General features: G+C 70.6%; 18 protein-coding genes. 7 read left to right on the top strand and 11 right to left on the bottom strand.

Annotation, left to right across the window (positions count from 1 at the left end; translation table 11 throughout):
* Positions 1–253: 253 nt before the first annotated feature.
* From VM306_RS17710 to VM306_RS17690, 5 genes are read right to left on the bottom strand one after another with little or no spacing between them, the layout of a single operon-like run.
* The gene (locus VM306_RS17710; RefSeq protein ID WP_325516138.1) at positions 254–1,111 is read right to left on the bottom strand and encodes a DUF4349 domain-containing protein; all 858 of its coding nucleotides are present in this window, start codon (positions 1,109–1,111) and stop codon (positions 254–256) included.
* A gap of 60 nt (positions 1,112–1,171) precedes the next feature.
* Positions 1,172–1,651 carry a YbjN domain-containing protein gene (locus tag VM306_RS17705; protein WP_325516136.1) on the bottom strand — a complete coding sequence of 160 codons (480 nt, stop codon included), beginning with the start codon at positions 1,649–1,651 and terminating at the stop codon, positions 1,172–1,174.
* Positions 1,648–2,895 (bottom strand): D-inositol-3-phosphate glycosyltransferase, encoded by a 1,248-nt coding sequence (gene mshA / locus VM306_RS17700; RefSeq protein WP_325516134.1) that lies wholly within the window; start codon positions 2,893–2,895, stop codon positions 1,648–1,650. Before mshA ends, VM306_RS17705 begins: the two co-directional genes overlap by 4 nt.
* The gene (locus VM306_RS17695; RefSeq protein ID WP_325516132.1) at positions 2,892–3,656 is read right to left on the bottom strand and encodes an alpha/beta hydrolase; all 765 of its coding nucleotides are present in this window, start codon (positions 3,654–3,656) and stop codon (positions 2,892–2,894) included. Before VM306_RS17695 ends, mshA begins: the two co-directional genes overlap by 4 nt.
* A 43-nt stretch (positions 3,657–3,699) precedes the next feature.
* Positions 3,700–4,839, bottom strand: a complete 1,140-nt coding sequence (locus VM306_RS17690) for a L,D-transpeptidase (RefSeq protein ID WP_325516130.1) — start codon at positions 4,837–4,839, stop codon at positions 3,700–3,702.
* Between the two features lie 92 nt (positions 4,840–4,931).
* Here VM306_RS17690 and VM306_RS17685 point away from each other — a divergent pair, with 92 nt between their 5' ends.
* Positions 4,932–5,663 carry an SDR family oxidoreductase gene (locus VM306_RS17685; RefSeq protein WP_325516128.1) on the top strand — a complete coding sequence of 244 codons (732 nt, stop codon included), beginning with the start codon at positions 4,932–4,934 and terminating at the stop codon, positions 5,661–5,663.
* Here VM306_RS17685 and VM306_RS17680 read toward each other — a convergent pair.
* Both VM306_RS17680 and VM306_RS17675 read right to left on the bottom strand, forming a co-directional pair.
* Complete coding sequence (locus VM306_RS17680) at positions 5,617–6,624, bottom strand: hypothetical protein (RefSeq protein ID WP_325516126.1); 1,008 nt, start codon at positions 6,622–6,624, stop codon at positions 5,617–5,619. The two genes, VM306_RS17685 and VM306_RS17680, sit on opposite strands and share 47 nt — an antisense overlap.
* Before the next feature lie 106 nt (positions 6,625–6,730).
* A complete protein-coding gene (locus tag VM306_RS17675) occupies positions 6,731–7,813 on the bottom strand; it encodes a UDP-N-acetylmuramate dehydrogenase (RefSeq protein WP_414672407.1) in 1,083 nt (360 codons plus the stop codon).
* A 16-nt stretch (positions 7,814–7,829) separates the two neighbouring features.
* Here VM306_RS17675 and VM306_RS17670 point away from each other — a divergent pair, with 16 nt between their 5' ends.
* Genes VM306_RS17670 through VM306_RS17650 form a run of 5 tightly spaced genes read left to right on the top strand, consistent with a single transcriptional unit; the run spans position 7,830 to position 11,459 of the window.
* Positions 7,830–8,318 carry a DUF2505 domain-containing protein gene (locus VM306_RS17670; RefSeq protein ID WP_325516121.1) on the top strand — a complete coding sequence of 163 codons (489 nt, stop codon included), beginning with the start codon at positions 7,830–7,832 and terminating at the stop codon, positions 8,316–8,318.
* Positions 8,297–9,103: a class I SAM-dependent methyltransferase gene (locus VM306_RS17665; protein ID WP_325516119.1), complete on the top strand. Its 807-nt coding sequence runs from the start codon at positions 8,297–8,299 to the stop codon at positions 9,101–9,103. Before VM306_RS17670 ends, VM306_RS17665 begins: the two co-directional genes overlap by 22 nt.
* Positions 9,104–9,113: 10 nt before the next feature.
* Entirely contained in the window at positions 9,114–9,839 is a 726-nt protein-coding gene (locus VM306_RS17660; protein WP_325516116.1) for a maleylpyruvate isomerase family mycothiol-dependent enzyme, read from the top strand.
* 37 nt (positions 9,840–9,876) lie between these two features.
* Positions 9,877–10,728 carry a formyltetrahydrofolate deformylase gene (purU, locus tag VM306_RS17655; RefSeq protein ID WP_414672406.1) on the top strand — a complete coding sequence of 284 codons (852 nt, stop codon included), beginning with the start codon at positions 9,877–9,879 and terminating at the stop codon, positions 10,726–10,728.
* Positions 10,674–11,459, top strand: coding sequence for a hypothetical protein (locus VM306_RS17650; protein WP_325516112.1), 786 nt, complete (start codon positions 10,674–10,676; stop codon positions 11,457–11,459). Before purU ends, VM306_RS17650 begins: the two co-directional genes overlap by 55 nt.
* Positions 11,460–11,477: 18 nt before the next feature.
* Here VM306_RS17650 and VM306_RS17645 read toward each other — a convergent pair whose 3' ends face one another.
* Entirely contained in the window at positions 11,478–12,452 is a 975-nt protein-coding gene (locus VM306_RS17645; protein ID WP_325516109.1) for an aminotransferase class III-fold pyridoxal phosphate-dependent enzyme, read from the bottom strand.
* Positions 12,453–12,580: 128 nt separating this feature from the next.
* Here VM306_RS17645 and VM306_RS17640 point away from each other — a divergent pair, with 128 nt between their 5' ends.
* Entirely contained in the window at positions 12,581–13,648 is a 1,068-nt protein-coding gene (locus VM306_RS17640; protein WP_325516107.1) for a hypothetical protein, read from the top strand.
* 38 nt (positions 13,649–13,686) lie between these two features.
* Here VM306_RS17640 and VM306_RS17635 read toward each other — a convergent pair whose 3' ends face one another.
* The 3 genes from VM306_RS17635 to VM306_RS17625 are packed head-to-tail and all read right to left on the bottom strand — an operon-like array spanning position 13,687 to position 15,909.
* Positions 13,687–14,112, bottom strand: a complete 426-nt coding sequence (locus tag VM306_RS17635) for a hypothetical protein (RefSeq protein WP_325516105.1) — start codon at positions 14,110–14,112, stop codon at positions 13,687–13,689.
* On the bottom strand, positions 14,112–14,579 hold the full coding sequence (locus VM306_RS17630; RefSeq protein ID WP_325516103.1) for a hypothetical protein: 468 nt from the start codon (positions 14,577–14,579) through the stop codon (positions 14,112–14,114). Before VM306_RS17630 ends, VM306_RS17635 begins: the two co-directional genes overlap by 1 nt.
* A gap of 58 nt (positions 14,580–14,637) precedes the next feature.
* Positions 14,638–15,909: a hypothetical protein gene (locus VM306_RS17625; protein ID WP_325516101.1), complete on the bottom strand. Its 1,272-nt coding sequence runs from the start codon at positions 15,907–15,909 to the stop codon at positions 14,638–14,640.
* Between the last annotated feature and the right edge of the window lie 64 nt (positions 15,910–15,973).

Raw genomic sequence — 15,973 nt, 5'->3', positions numbered from 1 at the left:
TGATCGCAAGGATGTATCTGGGAAGTTGATACCGCCTCCGCGAGTCGGCTCCCACGCTTACTCGACGAGCGCGAGGCACATGCGCGGTTCGTCTTCCCCCGTCGGATCGCGCGGCCCGCTTGGGATCCGGAGGCTCCCCCCGTCCACGGATCCACAGCAGCGGGGACCTTTGACGCGGGACGGCTCGATGCGACTCCCCCTCTCTCCCGAGCCGTTCCGCGATCAACAAGGGCACACTCTCAATAGAGAGTGATCACGCTGCTTCGTTCATCCGGGTGACACGCCTCCGGCGGCGGAGCAGGTAGACCACCACCGCCGCGGGCACTCCCAGCGCCACCGCGAACGGCAGCACCGCGCCGACGGCGACCAGGATCCCGCCCAGCACGGCGAGCAGCGCGTCCCAGCCACCGGCCAGCGCGCTCAGGAACCCGGCCTCCTCCGGCTTCGGCGGCACGATCGGTACGGTCGCGACCTGCACCGTCAGCGTCGCGAGAGCGACCTTGCCCTTCAGCGACTCGCTGCGCCGCTGCATCGACTCCAGCTCGGACTGCCGCTTCGTCAGCTCGCTCTCGACCTGCGCGATCTCGGCCGTCGTCCCCGCGCGCTCGAACAGCACCCGCAACCGGTCGACGCTGGCCTTCTGCGTCGCGATGCGCGCCTCGACGTCCACGAGCTGGTCGGTGACGTCCTCGCTGCGCACCTCGCTGCGCGTCACCTCACCGACGCTCGACAGGTCGCGCACGATCCGGTCCAGCTCGGCGGAAGGCACCCGCACGGTCACGGACCCGGAGCTCTTCGTCGAGTTCTCCTGCCCCGCGAACCCGCCGACGGCCTGCGCCCGGTCCTTGATCTGACCGATCGCCTTGAGCACGTCGTCGCTGCGCAGGTCGACGGTCGCCGTGCGCACCAGCTGCCGTTCCTGCTCCTGCACCGGCTGCACGGCGGCCTGCCCGGTGTTCTTGTTCTCCTGCTGCTGCGGCGCCTTCTGCTGCGCCACCTGCGGTGCGGCGGCGTCCTTCGCCGACGTCCCGCTCCCGCTCGTGTTGTTGCTGCACCCCGTCGAAACCAGGGCCAGCAACGCGACTCCCACCCACAGCACTGGTCTACGCATGCTGTTCGGACGGGACGGAGCACGTGCGGAGTTGCCGCGTAGGCCGAAACGAGTTGCCGGCTACTCCGAAACGAGATGTTGGAACGCCTGCAGGTTCGCGAGCGACTCGCCGCGCGACACCCGCCACGCCCACTCCCGGCGGATCGCGTCGGCGAACCCGATCTCGAGCAGCGGGTTGAAGTCGCCGTCCGCGGCCTCCAGCACCTGCCCGAGCACGCGGTCGAGCTCGTCGGGCGTCACGGCGTGCTTCCCGACCCGGCCGACCAGGTGGATGTCACCCTCGGCGTCGATCGTGTAGTGCACGCCGTAGAGCCGTGCGTTGCGGCGCAGCAGGAACCGGTAGACGTCCTCGAACGACTGGTCCGGCCGCCGGCACACGAAGGCCTCGACCAGCAGCGCGTGCGTCGTCTCGACCAGCCACACGTTGGTCTGCAGCTTCTTGGTGCCCGGCAGGGTCACGAAGAACTTCCCCGGCTCGCGCCGGTCGTACTCCAGCTCCCGCTCGTCCAGGAACCCTTTGATCACAGCGTCGACGCTCAAGCGAAAACCTCCCGGCGGAACACGTCTGCCGCCTCCTGGTACCCCGCCAGCAGGGAGTCAGTCGTGCGGTCCCACGAGAAGCGTCGCGCATGGCCCACGGCGTTGCTCGCCAGGTGCTCCCGCCGCGGCAGCGCCACCCCGGTGATCGCCGCGGCCCACTCGCCCGGCTCGTGGCCGTGCACGAGCACCCCGGAGATCCCGTCGTCGACGGCGACCGGCAGCCCGCCGACGGCCGCCGCGACCACCGGCGTCCCGCAGGCCTGGGCCTCCAGGGCCACCAGCCCGAACGACTCGTTGTGGCTCGGCACCGCCACCAGGTCCGCCGCCCGGTAGACCTCGGCGAGCGCCGGCCCCGGCTGCGGCGGCAGGAAGCGCACCACGTCCGCGATCCGCAGCTGTGCGGCCAGCTCCTCCAGCGCCTTCGGCCGTTCCGTCCCGCTGCCCGACGGCCCGCCGACGATCAGCACCACGAGCCTCGCCCGCAGCCCCGGATCGCGCACCAGCATCTCCGCGGCGGCTCGCAGCAGCACGTCGGGGGCCTTCAACGGCTGGATCCTGCCGACGAACGCCAGCACGACCGCGTCCTGCGGGATGCCGAGCGACCGCCGGGCCGCGCGCCGGTCGCCGGGCGTGAACCGGTCGAGGTCCACTCCGGGCGGAACCACGGCGACCTTGGACGGTTCGGCGTCGTAGAGCTTGATCAGCTCACTGGCCTCGATGTCGGTGTTCGCCACGAGCCGGTCCGACTCGGCGACGACCTGCTCCTCGCCGATCACCCGCATCCTGGGCTCCGGCGCGTCGCCCTCGGCCAGCGCCAGGTTCTTCACCTTGGCCAGCGTGTGGGCGGTGTGCACGAGCGGCACCCCCCAGCGTTCCCGCGCCAGCCAGCCGACCTGCCCCGACAGCCAGTAATGCGAGTGGATCGCGTCGTAGTAGCCGGGCTCGTGGCGTGCCTCCGCGCGCAGGACACCGGCCGTGAACGCGCAGAGCTGACCCGGCAGCTCCTCCTTGCCGAGCCCCTCGAACGGGCCCGCGGCGACGTTGCGGACGCGCACGCCCGGCGCCAGCTCGACCACCGGCGGCAGCTCGGACGACGTGGCACGCGTGAAGATCTCCACCTCGACGCCCCGCTGGGCCATTCGAGTGGCCGTCTGGACGATGTAGACGTTCATCCCGCCCGCATCACCCGTGCCGGGCTGTTCGAGCGGCGAGGTGTGCACCGAGAGCACCGCGACGCGCTTCACCGGGCGACCCGCGCCAGGTCGTGGGCGAACCGCTCCGGCTGTTCGAGGAAGGGCGCGTGCGCTGTGTCGGGATACAGGCTCAACTCGGCTCCGGGGATCAGGTCGGCGGAGTACTCGGCGGCGGCAGGGGCCACCACCTCGTCTTGAGTTCCGTGCACCACCAAGGTCGGCACGTCGACGGCGGTCAGCACGTCAGCGCTGCCCACATCCCTGCGGAACAGCTCACCTCGCACCTTATGGCTCACCGACGTCGCGGCGGCTGTGAGTTCGCCGACCGTCTCAGCAGGCAGACCAGGGGCCATGGCCCGGCAGAACGTCGCGAGCACCTCGTCGTCGGTGATCGCACCGGGCAGCGCGGCGCGCATCACGGGGCCCGTGGCGCCTCCCGGGCGACCGCGGCCGATCTCGGTGATGGCGCTCACGAACACCAGCGCGTCGATGCCCGCGGTGCCGTGGAAGCGCAGGTAGTCGGTGATCACGAGCCCGCCGTAGGACCACCCGACGACCGTTGCAGGCCCGGTGTGGCGGAGCACGGCCTCGAGGTCCGCGGCCCACCGGGCGGAGTCCCGGTAGTCGCCGAAGTCGTCGGACTCGCCGTGTCCGCGCAGGTCGACGGCGTAGGCGCGGAAGCCGGGGAGGTTCCAGACGGCACCCGTCTGCGCCCAGCCGTGGACGAGGACCACCGGCGGCGCGCCGTCCGGACCTGATTCACGGACGGCCAGTCGTCCCCCGCCGGCCGCCGTCACGTGTGTCAGATGCACACATGCGCAAACGACCTGGCCGGGGGACGCATTCCCGCACGCCCTACTTGACGGCGGACTTGCCCTTCCACTGCTCCCACGGGATCTGCCAGTCGTACCAGTCGAACTGGGCCGGCAGCGTGGTGATCGAGCCGGTCACCTCGACGGGGTCGCCGACCAGCGCCGAGTCGAAGTACGCCTTCGCGTCGGCCTCCAGCAGGTTCGCGCAGCCGTGCGAGGTGTTGTTGCTGCCGATGTTGCCCGCGTTGTCGTTGTTCTCGTGGATGAACTCGCCGTGGTTGGAGAACCGGACGGCCCACTTCTTCACGACGTTGGTGTAGCCGTAGCGCGGGTTGTCGAACGAGAACGTGTCGTGCTTCGACATGACGACGAACGTGCCGTTCGGCGTGGTGAGCTCGGGGTCGGCGTCCTTGCCGAACGACGCCGGGTAGTCGGCGGTCTGCTGGCCGTCGCGGAACACCTTGAGCCGGTGCGTCGGGTTGTCGATCTTCACGACCTGGTTGCGGCCGACGGTGAAGTCGCTGGTCACGTCGGCCTTGCCGAACGCGCCGCCGCCGTAGTTGACGCCGTAGAGCTTCGCCTCGACCTTGACCGTGGTGTTGGCGGGCCAGTACTTCTCCGGCCGGTAGTGCACCTCCTGGGCGCTGAGCCAGGCCCACGAGCCGGTGACGTTCGCCGAGTTGGTGACCTTGAGGGCCTTCTCGACGGTCGCCTTGTCCTCGACCGGCGACTCGAACTTGACCATGATCGGCGCCGCGACGCCGACGGTCTGGTTGTCGGACGGCCAGAGCGTCGCGCGGGTCTGCGAGCCGGGCGCGACGGTGGTGAACGAGCCCTTCAGCTCGACGGGCTTGCCGTCGGTGCCGACGACCTTGCCGGAGTAGCTGTACGTCTTGCCGTAGCCCAGCGGCTCGGCGGTCGTCCAGCCCGACCTGTCCTCGGTCAGCGTGCCCTTGACGTCCTTGCCCTCCGGCGACTTCACCGCGACGGACTCGATCTTGCCGTCCACCACCGTGACCTGCACCGGGGTCGTGACCTGCACGTCCTTGGTGCCGTCGACCGGCGACAGGGTGACCTTCACGGACGGTAACGAGCTGTCCGCCTTCGGTGACCCCGCCTCGACACTCGAGCAGCCGGTCAGCAGCGTCAGCCCGGCGACCAGCGCGACAAGTGTTCTCTTCACGGTTTCGACCTCCCACAGACAGGACGTCCAACACGACCGGGTGGTGCGAGTGACGTCGGTCACACGCTGTTCGGCCGCCTACGATCGGGGTCGTGAATCGACCTGTCGCAGTAGTGACCGGAGCTAGCGCGGGCATCGGCGAGGCCACCGCGCGGCGGCTGGCCGCCGAGGGGTTCCACGTCGTGCTCGGCGCACGTCGTCTGGACCTTCTCCACGTTATCGCGAAGGACATCGACGGGACGGCCATCGAGTTGGACGTCACCGACGAGACCTCCGTCGCGGCCTTCGCCGACCGGGTACCCCACGCCAACGTCCTCGTGAACAACGCGGGCGGAGCGCGTGGGCTTTCGACCGTCGCGGAGGGAAGTCCCGAGGAATGGCGCTGGATGTGGGAGGCGAACGTCCTCGGCACCCTGCTGGTCACCAAGGCGTTCATCCCCAAACTGATCGCGTCCGGTGACGGGCACATCGTGTCCGTGACTTCCGTCGCGGCACGTGACGCGTACGACAACGGATCCGGCTACACGAGCGCGAAGCACGCGCAGTCGGCGCTGCACCGGACGTTGCGCGGCGAGCTGCTGGGCCAGCCGGTGCGGGTCACCGAAGTCCTGCCGGGCATGGTCGAGACCGAGTTCTCCGCCAACAGGTTCGGCGGCGACACCGAGCGCGCGGCCAAGGTCTACCAGGGCCTCACGCCGCTCACCGCCGACGACGTGGCGGACGTCATCGCGTTCGCGGTCACGCGGCCGTCGCACGTGAACCTGGACGAGATCGTGCTCAAGCCCCGCGCCCAGGCCTCCGCGACTCGGGTACACCGGGAGTGAGCAACTCCACGTCGAGCTGACGCAGGACCGGTTCGACGGGGTTCGCGAACCCCGTCGAGCCGCTGCCGGCCACGTACAGGCCGACCACCCGGTTGTCCGCGTCCACGAGCACCGCGCCGCTGTCGCCGTGGTCGCCGAAGCGTTCCGACGAGTACACGCGGATCTGGTCGCGCAACGTCCGGACACCGATGCCGGGGCCGAAGTCGAGGCGGACCGTCGCGTCCGTCGACGTGATCACTCCGTACGTCAGCCCGGTGGTGCGGCCGCGTTTGCGCACGGTGGAGCCGACCTCGGCCCGAGCGCTCCCCGTCACCGCGCCGATGTCGACGACCTCCGCGCGGAACGGCCTGGCACCCATCCGCAGCCCGGCCGCGGACACCGATCCCGCGAGCGCCGCGCGGTCCAGCACCGCGACCAGGTCGGCGCCCGGCACCCCACCGTCCACTCTGGACGGATGCACGAACTCGTCGCCCACCGACCACGAGTCGTCGACGCACCCGACGTGGAACGTGGTGAGCCCCAGCACCTTCCTGTGCTCGTCGCGGGTGGCGGCGAACGCGCCGAGCGTGCCCGCGATCACGTACTCGCCTGCCTTCGGCACCTCCGGCGGCACGACCCGGAACGTCCGCGCCGGGCCGATGCTGATCCCGCCGCGCAGCACCGGATACCGTTCCGCCACAACGGATTCGGCGGCGCGGGCGACCATGGCGCGGTGCAGCACGATCGACTCGGCGACGACGTCGGTCAGGACGCCGCCCACCTCGCGCGGGATCTGCCGCGGGTGGCAGGGTCCCTTGGCGCACACGTAGACCACGATCGCCGCGCGGCCCGTCGGAAGGCCACCGGTGACCTTCTCGCCGATGTCGACGCCGATCACGCCCGGCCGGGAGAGGAACTCGTCCTCCACCATGCGCTTGACCGGCCTGATGACCGCTCTCGCGTTCTCGTCGAGGTAGCTCATGGCGACCTCCGTTCCCTCTACCTCAATGAAACACGCGGGGTAGCGGTTCGTCACATGCAGTCACCTGAACGGACTTAGGGCTGAACGGACTCGGGGCTGAACGGACTCAGAGCTGGACGCCTACGAAAACGGGTTCCGGGTGCAGCTCGACGCCGAACGCCGACCGCACGCCGTCGCGCACCTCGCGCGCCAGGTCGAGCAGGTCCTCGGTGGAGGCGCCGCCGCGGTTGGTCAGAGCCAGGGTGTGCTTGCCGGACAACGACACCCGGCCGCCGGGGCCCTGGTGGCCCTTGCGGAACCCCGCGCGTTCGATCAGCCAGGCCGCGGAGAGCTTCCGCTGACCGTGGCCCGCGGGGTAGCTCGGCACGTCGACGTCGGAGCCGAGGCGTTCGGCGATGCGGATCAGCACGCCCGCGAACGTCGAGTCGTCGAGGATCGGGTTGGTGAAGAACGAGCCCGCGCTCCACGTGTCGTGGTCGGCGGGGTCGAGCACCATGCCCTTGCCGCGGCGCAGCTCCAGCACCGCCTTGCGGGCCTCGTCCGCCGGAACGCGATCACCTTGCGCCACACCGAGGACGCGCGCCAGCTCGCCGTAGCGGATCGGCGCGGACATGCCGCCGGCGGTGAGCGAGAACCGGGTGCGCAGCACGACGGCGTTGTCCGTGTTCTTCAGCACGCTGCCGCGGTAGGCGAGGCCGAGTTTCGCGGCGGGCACCTGGTGCACCTTGCCGCTGCGGCGGTCGAGGATGTCGACCGACTGCAGCACCTGGGAGATCTCGACGCCGTACGCGCCGACGTTCTGCACGGGCGTGGCGCCGTTGAGACCGGGGATGCCCGACAGGCACTCGAGCCCGCCGAGGCCCTGCGCGACCGCCTCGGCGACGACCGCGTCCCACTCCTCGCCGGCCTCGACGGTGAACTGGACGATGCCTCCGCCCAGCGGGTCGAGCCGGAAACCCTTGGTGGCGACGTGCACGACCGTGCCGTCGAAGCCGCCGTCGGAGATCACGAGGTTGGACCCGCCGCCGAGCACGAGGACCTTCTCGTCGTCGTCGGCGTCGGCTGTTCGCACGGCTTCGACCAGCTCAGAGGCGGTCGTGGCGTGGACGAACCGAGCGGCAGGCCCACCGAGTCGGAGCGTCGTGCGCTCGGCCAGAGGTACGGACTGCGTGGTGGTCACGGACGTCAACGGTAGCCTCCGCGACATGGCACGCCGCATCGAGCACCACACCACGTCACCCCATTCGGCGGAGAAGGTCTTCGCCGCGATGGTGGACGAGACCTATCTGCGGGACCGGCTGGCCGCCATCGGCGGCGACAACGCCGCGCTCATCTCGTTCGACAAGACCGACGAGCGGACGTCGTACCAGCTCAAGCAGGGCGTCCCCGCCGAGCACCTGCCGTCGGCGGTCAAGGCGGCGCTCGGCGGCGACCTGGTGATCCAGCGCACCGAGACGTGGGCCGCGGGCGCCGGCACGGTCGAGGTGGCGGTCAACGGCGTGCCCGGCCGCCTCGAGGGCGCGTTCACCGTCCTGGACAACGGCTCCGGCTCCAGGACCACCCTCACCGGCGAGGTCAAGGTGAGCATCCCGCTGCTGGGCGGCAAGCTCGAGAAGCTGATCGCCGAGCAGGTCGCCGTGCTGCTCGACAAGGAGAGCGAGTTCACCTCCGAATGGCTCGCAAACCGCGCCTAGCCGCGGGCCGGGCCCGTGCGCTCGGCCTGCCGACGCGCGGCACGACCAACCCGAACCGCCTGCGCCGGGTCGACCGGTGGATGACCGGCACGCTGTCGCGGTTCCTGGCGGACGCCGCCGACCCGCTCGTGGTCGACCTCGGGTACGGCTCGTCGCCGATCACGACCGTCGAGATGGCCTCCCGGCTGCGTTCCGTGCGTCCCGACGTGCGCGTGCTCGGCCTGGAGATCGACCAGGACCGGGTGGACGCGGGCAAGGCCGTCTCGGACCCGCCGCTGCTGGACTTCCGGCGAGGCGGCTTCGAGCTGGCCGGGGCGCGGCCGGTGTTGTTGCGCGCGTTCAACGTGCTGCGCCAGTACACCGAAGAGCAGGCCTTCGAGGCGTGGGACACCATGCTCTCGCGCATGGCCCCCGGCGGCCTGGTCGTCGAGGGGACGTGCGACGAGATCGGCCGCCGGTGCACGTGGGTGACGTTGTCGTCGGAAGGGCCTCGGACGTTCACCCTGGCCTGCAAGCCTTCGGGGATCGAGACGCCGTCCGACCTCGCCGAGCGGCTGCCCAAGGCGCTGATCCACAAGAACGTGCCGGGCGAGCGCGTGCACCTGTTGCTCACCGAGCTGGACGCGTGCTGGGCGACCGCGGCGCCGTTCGCGCCGTTCGGCCCCCGCGCGCGGTGGGTGGAGTCGGCGCGGCTGCTGGTCGAACGCGGCTGGCCCGTGCTCGACGACCGGCGGCGTTGGCGGCTCGGCGAAATCACGCTCGAATGGGCGGCCGTCGCACCCTAGGGTGGGTTTCGTGGACTTCGTCGCGGAGATCGAGAAGCAGGCGTCGGCGATGCGTTCGGCCGCCGTTCAGGCCGGCCAGGACGCCCCGGTTCCCACCTGTCCCGAGTGGACGGTGCTGGACCTCGTGCGGCACATGGCCGAGGTGCACACGTGGGCGGCGGAGGCCGTCGTCACCGCACCCGTCGCCGGCAGGCCCGCGTGGCCGGAGGCGCCCCAGGACTGGGACGAGGCGCTCGCCTGGTGGGACAGCGGGTCGTCGCTGCTCGTCTCCCGGCTGCGGTCGGTGTCCCCCGACAGTCCGTCGTGGACGTTCCAGGGCCCGCAGCGAGCCGGTTTCTGGGCGCGCAGGCAGGCCCACGAGACGTCGGTCCACCGCCTCGACGCGGAGATCGCGACCGGTCACGAACCGCCGACGCTGCTGTTCGGCTCGGAGTTCGCCGCCGACGGCATCGACGAGTACCTGACCGTGATGGCGCCCCGCCAGCTGGAGCGCGGCCAGGTGATCGAGAGGACGGGCAAGCTGCTGGTGCACGCCGCCGACGCGGGCCGCACGTGGGAGGTCTGGCTGGCGGCCGGTGAGCCCCTCGTCGTGACGGGCGTGCTCGACTCGGCCGTCGACGCGGACGTCACCCTCGCCGGCACCGCCGACGCGGTCTACCGCGCGCTGTGGGGCCGGCCGGGTCACGCGATCGTGACGGGCGACGAGTCGCTGTTGGCGGCGCTGCCCAGGGCGTGAATACTCCTGCTGCGTGTCATCGCCTGAACGTCGCTACGTGATCACCTTCGGCTGCCCGGACCGCACCGGCATCATCGCGAGGATCTCGTCGTTCCTCGCGGACAACGGCGGCTGGATCGTCGAGGCCGCCTACCACACCGACCCCGAGACGGGCTGGTTCTTCACGCGCCAGGAAGTGCGCGCGGACTCCCTGCCGTTCGGCGTGGACGAGCTGCGCACGCAGTTCGCCGAGGTGGCCGCCGGCCTGGGCGCGCAGTCGACGTGGACGGTGACCGACACGGGCTCCCGCAAGCGCGTGGTGATCCTCGTGTCGAAGGAGGGCCACTGCCTGTACGACCTGCTGGCCAGGGTCTCGACCGGCGAGCTGGACGTCGAGGTGTCCGCCGTGATCGGCAACCACCCCGAGCTGGGCGACATCACGCGCGCGCACGGCATCCCGTTCCACCACGTGCCGTTCCCGGCGAACAACCCCGAGGGCAAGCAGGCGGCGTTCGCGGAACTGCGCGCCCTGGTGGAGAAGCACGACCCGCACGCCGTGGTCCTGGCCCGCTTCATGCAGATCCTGCCGCCGGAGCTCTGCGCGGCCTGGTCCGGCCGCACGATCAACATCCACCACAGCTTCCTGCCGTCGTTCATCGGCGCCCGCCCGTACCACCAGGCGCACCGCCGCGGCGTGAAGCTGGTCGGCGCGACGTGCCACTACGTGACGGCCGACCTGGACGCGGGCCCGATCATCGAGCAGGACGTGCTGCGCGTGCACCACGGCGACTCGGTCGCGGACATGGTGCGCAAGGGGCGGGACATCGAGAAGGTCGTGCTGGCGCGCGGGCTGCGGTGGCACCTGGAGGACCGGGTGCTGGTGCACGGCAACCAGACGGTGATCTTCTGAGCGAGAACGAGAGCAACCGCGGCTGGCAGTGGCTGCTGCCCGTCAGCCTGATCGCCGACGTCTCGGCGATCGTGACGGTGTTGTCCGGTTCGGCGTCGACGGCGGCACTGGTGATCGGTGTCGTCGCGTTGCTGATCGGCGCGGGCCTGGTGGTCGCGAGGTTCGGCAAACCGGTCGACGGGGTGGTCCTGCTGGCGGTCGTCGGGATCATCGCGGGGACGGCGGCGGTCACGGTCGTCGCCACCCGCGCCGTGACGGACGTTCCCGGCCAGGCCTCCGGCACGACGCCGTCCGGTCCCACCACCACGACCGGATCCTCGACCGCCCCCGCGACCACCACCTCCCCGCCACCTCAGCAAGCGCCCGGCGTCAAGCGGACCAGCGGGGACAGGCCGGTTCAGCTCACCCAGGGCTACGGGGTGGACCTCGACTCCACCGCACTGGACTGGGGCGCGGTGAGGACGAACCAGAGGGACGAGAGGTACGACCTGTCCTACGACGGCTACAGCCTCAGCGCACGCGAAGACCTGGCTCCGGCCAAGGCGGACGCGACCCTGGAGGACTGCGTCAGCGCCGGGTACAAGGGTTCGGTGAGCGGCCAGGCCGTCGCTCCCGACGCCACCTTCTGCGTGAAGACCAACGGCAGGACGTTCGCCCGCGTCCGGCTCACCGAGGTGAAGACCGGTGACCTGCTCGTGCTGGACGTCCTGGCGTGGGAGCCCGGCAAGTAGCACGAGCAGGCCGGTCCGTCAGATCTTCGCGGCCGCCCGGCCCACCGCCTCCACCATCCACCCGGCGTCCGCCGCCGACATCACGGCCGGAGGCGTGAAGCTCACCGTCCGCCCGCGGAAGTCGGCGAGCACCCGCAGCCGCAGCAGCTCGCCGGTGAACACGTCGGCCGCCTGCTTGTCCGGCAGCTCCACGCCGAGCAGCAGGCCGCGGCCCGACGCGTGCGCCTTGCCCGCCACCACGGCCCGCAGGCCGTACAGCAGCTCGTCGCCCAGGAGCCTGGCCCGTTCGACCAGGCCTTCGGAGGCGATGACGCGCAGGCAGGCGTTGACGGCGGCGGAGGCCAGGGGTGACACGGCGTCGTGGCCGCGCCACAGCGGCACCTCGACGGCGGCCGAGGCCACGACGGCGGCGATCGGGAGCACGCCGCCGGACAGGCCCTCGCCCACCAGCATGATGTCCGGCGTCACCTCGTCGAGGTCCACGCCCCACCAGACGCCGAGGCGGCCCAGGCCCGAACGGGTCTCGTCGACCACCAGCAGGGCTCCCTGCTCGCGGCACACCTCGGCCACGGCGCTCAGGTAGCCGTCGGGTGGGCACGCGACGCCGCGGACCGGTTCCACCATCACGCACGCTGGTGGGCCGGATGCGAGGGTGGCGCGTAACGAATCGATGCCGCCGTACGGGACGTCGCCTGTGCTCAGGACGCGAGGGCGGCCGTTGGCCTGTGCGAGGGCCACGGCGAACTGGGCCGCTTCGGAGGCCGATGCGAAGGTGTGGATGTGGTCGAGGCCGTTGGGCGTGACCAGGTCGAGCATCAGGCGGTCCAGCAGGGACGGCCTGCGCACCTGGCCGACCACGGCACGCACGACCTCGGGGTGGGCGTGGCCCAGCAGCGGGACTCCGTAACCACCGCAGTCCAGGTACTCGACGCGGTGGGGATCCACCACTCGGGCGCCACGGGCGGCGCAGCCGGTCAGCTGTTCGACAACCATTGCGGGGAACCTTTCCTGGGCAGCGCGGCACGAGGGGCCGCTCGTCGGGGTGGCGAGCGGACCTTGGTTCCCACTACTCATTCGGATCCCGGGGCCCTCTGGTTCGCCCGAGGCTTAGTCTTTTTCCCGTGCGGATCGAAATCACCGGCCTCGACCAGCTTCGGGCACAGCCTGACCTGCGCAAAGCCGTCATCATCGGGCTTGACCTCACTCGCGAGGACGTGCGGGTGCCCTTGGACGGGGCGCTACTGCTCGGGTGCACCCTCAGCGAGAGCATGCAGCGGCGGGCGGAGGCGGCGGGAGCGTTGATCTTCCCGGTGATCCCGGACCTGCCCTACGACGTGTACCGGTCGTCGCTCTACACGCCGGCGGAGCTGTTCGAGGGCTTCGACCCGGCCGACCCGAAGTCGTACGCGAACACCCCGGACGCGGTGATCTACAAGCACAGCAAGCGGCAGGGCCACCACCCCGACCCGTTGCACGCGCTGGCCGAACGCCTGCACGACCACTCGATCACCGAGGCCCTCGACGAGATCCTGACGGGCTCACCGGTGGCGGTCATGGGCGGCCACGCGCTGGCCAGGGGTTCGGCCGGCTACCGCGACGCGGTCGAGCTCGGCGCCGCGCTGGGCAGGTCGGGCTTCACGGTGCTGACCGGCGGCGGACCGGGTGCGATGGAGGCCGTGCCGCTCGGCGTGCGGCTCGGCGAGGCCGATCCCGGTGTCCTCGACGCCCTCGCGCAGGCGCCGTCGTTCGGCGGCGACGACGAGTCGATCGGCCGCTGGCTGGCGGCGTTCCCGGAGCTCCCGCACTTCGACACCCCGCGCACGATCGGCATCCCGACCTGGTTCTACGGCCACGAGCCGCCCAACCCGGCCTGCGAGCTGCACGCGAAGTACTTCGCCAACTCGGTGCGCGAGGAGGGCCTGCTGACCATCGCGACCGGCGGCATCGTCTACACGCCGGGCAAGGCGGGCACGGTCCAGGAGGTCTTCCAGGACTTCACGCAGAACTACTACGGCAGCGTCGGCCCCGCCGCTCCCATGGTGTTCCTGGGCAAGGCGTTCTGGACGGACGAGGTCCCGGCCGCGCCGCTGGTGCAGAAGCTCGCGGCGGGCCGGGAGGCAGAGCAGTGGATCCTCGTCACGGACGACGTCGACGAGGCCGTCGAACTACTGGTCAAGTACCAGTCCTAGTGGCGTGGCCCGGCACCGTTCCGGGTCGCGCCACCAGCTCACTGGAACTGCCACTCCGTCTCGTAGAACACCGGAACGGAGCCCTCATCGCCGCGGTCCCAGGCACCCTGGAAGCCGGTCAGCCTGCTGTCCTCGTAGTAGTTCTTGTTGCACGACGCCCAGGTGCCGGCCTCGTGGCTGTTGATGCAGCGCCCGCGGCGGTAGAGCGAGCCGTCGCGGTAGTTGAACCACTGCACGAGGGCCGACATGCCGTCCTGCGCGTTGTCACGCACCCACCAGCGGTCGCCACCCCGTTCGTAGCAGACCCAGGCCTTGTCCATCTGGTTGGCGCACACGACGTCCGCCGGTGGGGTGCCCTTGACCCCGTAGTCGACCTCCCAGTCGGGTGCGGCCGAGGCCGTGCCCGGTGCGAGGACGCTGACGAAGGCGGACGCCGCCGCGAGAGCGACCAGTCGCTTCCTCATCACTGGTAGCGGTAGCCGGACGACGAGCACACGATGTCGCCGCCCGTGCTGCGGTTCCAGGTGCACGGGAAGCCGTTCAGCACGCTGTCCTCGTAGTAGTTCTTGTTGCACTGGCCCCAGTTGCCGTTGCCGAGGCTGGAGATGCAGAAGCCGCTGCGGTAGAGCGAGCCGCCGCGCATGTTCTCCCAGTACACACCGGCCGAGGCGTTGTCAGAGCTGTCCTGGTCCTGCACCCACCAGTGGTCGCCGCCCTTCTCGTAGCAGATCTCGACGGCCGTGTAGGAGTGGCACTCCAGCTGGGAGCGGGGCGGCAGCGAGCCGGCGACGGCGAACTCGACGCCGTCGGCCGCCGCGCCGACCTCGGACACCGCCTGCACCGACGTGACCTCCGCCGATGCGGAGGCGGGCATCATGGCGCCCACCGTGGCCAGAACGGCCATCGAAAGAGCAAGCACGAGCTTGCGCATAGAAGATTCCTCCAGTTGTACGGTTTTCCGCCTCGGAGGAGGCGGAGGTCGAGTGGGCTCAGCCGATCGAGCTGAGCGGGACGGCGAAGATCGCTCGCCGGTCGATGAACGTGCCGCCGTCCTCTGACCAGGCGTGTTCGGTGACGGTCCAGAGCTTTCCGGCGGTGATGCCCGTGCCGTGCTCGTGGTAGAGGTCCTCGCCACCGATCGCCCAGCTCTTCGTCTCCGTGGCGCCGCCGACGGAACCGGAGTGCATCCAGCTGTGGTTGCGGTTCGAGCTGCGGCCCAGGTAGTAGCGGTCCTCCCAGGTCTGGACGCCCTGGAGGTTGCCGCGCGGCACGGTCACCACGTCCTGCGGCACGGCCTTGCCGTCGGTCAGCACGAGTTGCCTGGACGACGCGTCGACGCGGTAGCGGACCACCCGGCCGCCGTCGACGGCGGTGTCGGTGCTGCGGCCGTCGCGGTACTCGCCGACGACGAGCGTGTCCGGTGTGGTGCTGCGGTCCAGCGACAACGACGAGAAGCACAGCTGCGAGGCGCTCGGCACGCAGTCGATGCGCACGTTCTGCCGGTACCAGCCGACCTGCGGCAGCACGTACTTGTAGTTGTGGGCGTAGTAGGTGCTGCCGCTCTTGCCGATGCTGTCCTGCGCGTCGGACACCTCGAGGAGGCGTTCGACGTCGAACACCCGCAGGCCACCGTCGGTGTCGGCGACGTAGAGGTAGTGGCCCAGCCATGCGAGCCCGCCGGCGTGGATCGGCACGGCCTTGTAGTTCGCGTTCGCGGTCGGCTCGACCAGCAGCACGTGCCGGTACTTGCGGTTCTTCAGGTCGACGAACGAGATGCGCACGCCCTTGTCCGGCGCGGCGTCGTCGTAGTGCCAGCTGACGAGCAGGATGCGGTTCTCGCCCCACAGGCCGTCGTCGTCCGCGTCCGCGGAGCCGGTGACGCCCTGCGGGATCCAGTAGTCGACCTTGCTGTCGCCGGGGTCCCAGCAGTACTTCTCGTTGCTGTGCAGGATCTGCCCGGACGTCAGCGGGTAGTCCGTTCGGCTGTAGTTCTCCGGGAGCGCCTGCTGCTGCGCGCTGTTGCACGACGCGAGGTCCCGGTTGGCGTCGCGCAGCAACGCGGCGACCGACGTCGTGGTGCCGACCGCGGTCTGCAGGCTCGCCGCAGTGGCCTCCAGACCCCAGTCGGGTGTCAACGCGAACGCACCCGTTGGGCGGCTGTGGATCAGGTCGTCTGCCGCCTCTTGTGCCTGCGCGGGCAACGCCGCGCTCAACGCGCCCGTCAACGCCACTAGAAGTGCTGTGCGCCAGCGTCTGGTCATCATCACTCCTGCTCAGCCCGAAAGTCGTTGCGGCACCAGGTCTAGAGCGGGTTGAGTTGATCAG

The organism is Lentzea sp. (assembly GCF_035525475.1).
Taxonomy (GTDB): domain Bacteria; phylum Actinomycetota; class Actinomycetes; order Mycobacteriales; family Pseudonocardiaceae; genus Lentzea.
The sequence above is the reverse complement of the archived record's forward strand: the minus strand, read 5'-3'. Positions and strand labels throughout refer to the sequence as shown.

Excerpts from the sequence above, each read along its gene's own strand:
- VM306_RS17710 (WP_325516138.1), bottom strand. The coding sequence starts at position 1,111 with ATGCGTAGACCAGTGCTGTGGGTGGGAGTCGCGTTGCTGGCCCTGGTT.
- VM306_RS17680 (WP_325516126.1), bottom strand. The coding sequence starts at position 6,624 with ATGAGCTACCTCGACGAGAACGCGAGAGCGGTCATCAGGCCGGTCAAG.
- VM306_RS17670 (WP_325516121.1), top strand. The coding sequence starts at position 7,830 with ATGGCACGCCGCATCGAGCACCACACCACGTCACCCCATTCGGCGGAG.
- VM306_RS17665 (WP_325516119.1), top strand. The coding sequence starts at position 8,297 with ATGGCTCGCAAACCGCGCCTAGCCGCGGGCCGGGCCCGTGCGCTCGGC.
- VM306_RS17645 (WP_325516109.1), bottom strand. The coding sequence starts at position 12,452 with ATGGTTGTCGAACAGCTGACCGGCTGCGCCGCCCGTGGCGCCCGAGTG.
- VM306_RS17635 (WP_325516105.1), bottom strand. The coding sequence starts at position 14,112 with ATGAGGAAGCGACTGGTCGCTCTCGCGGCGGCGTCCGCCTTCGTCAGC.
- VM306_RS17630 (WP_325516103.1), bottom strand. The coding sequence starts at position 14,579 with ATGCGCAAGCTCGTGCTTGCTCTTTCGATGGCCGTTCTGGCCACGGTG.
- VM306_RS17625 (WP_325516101.1), bottom strand. The coding sequence starts at position 15,909 with ATGACCAGACGCTGGCGCACAGCACTTCTAGTGGCGTTGACGGGCGCG.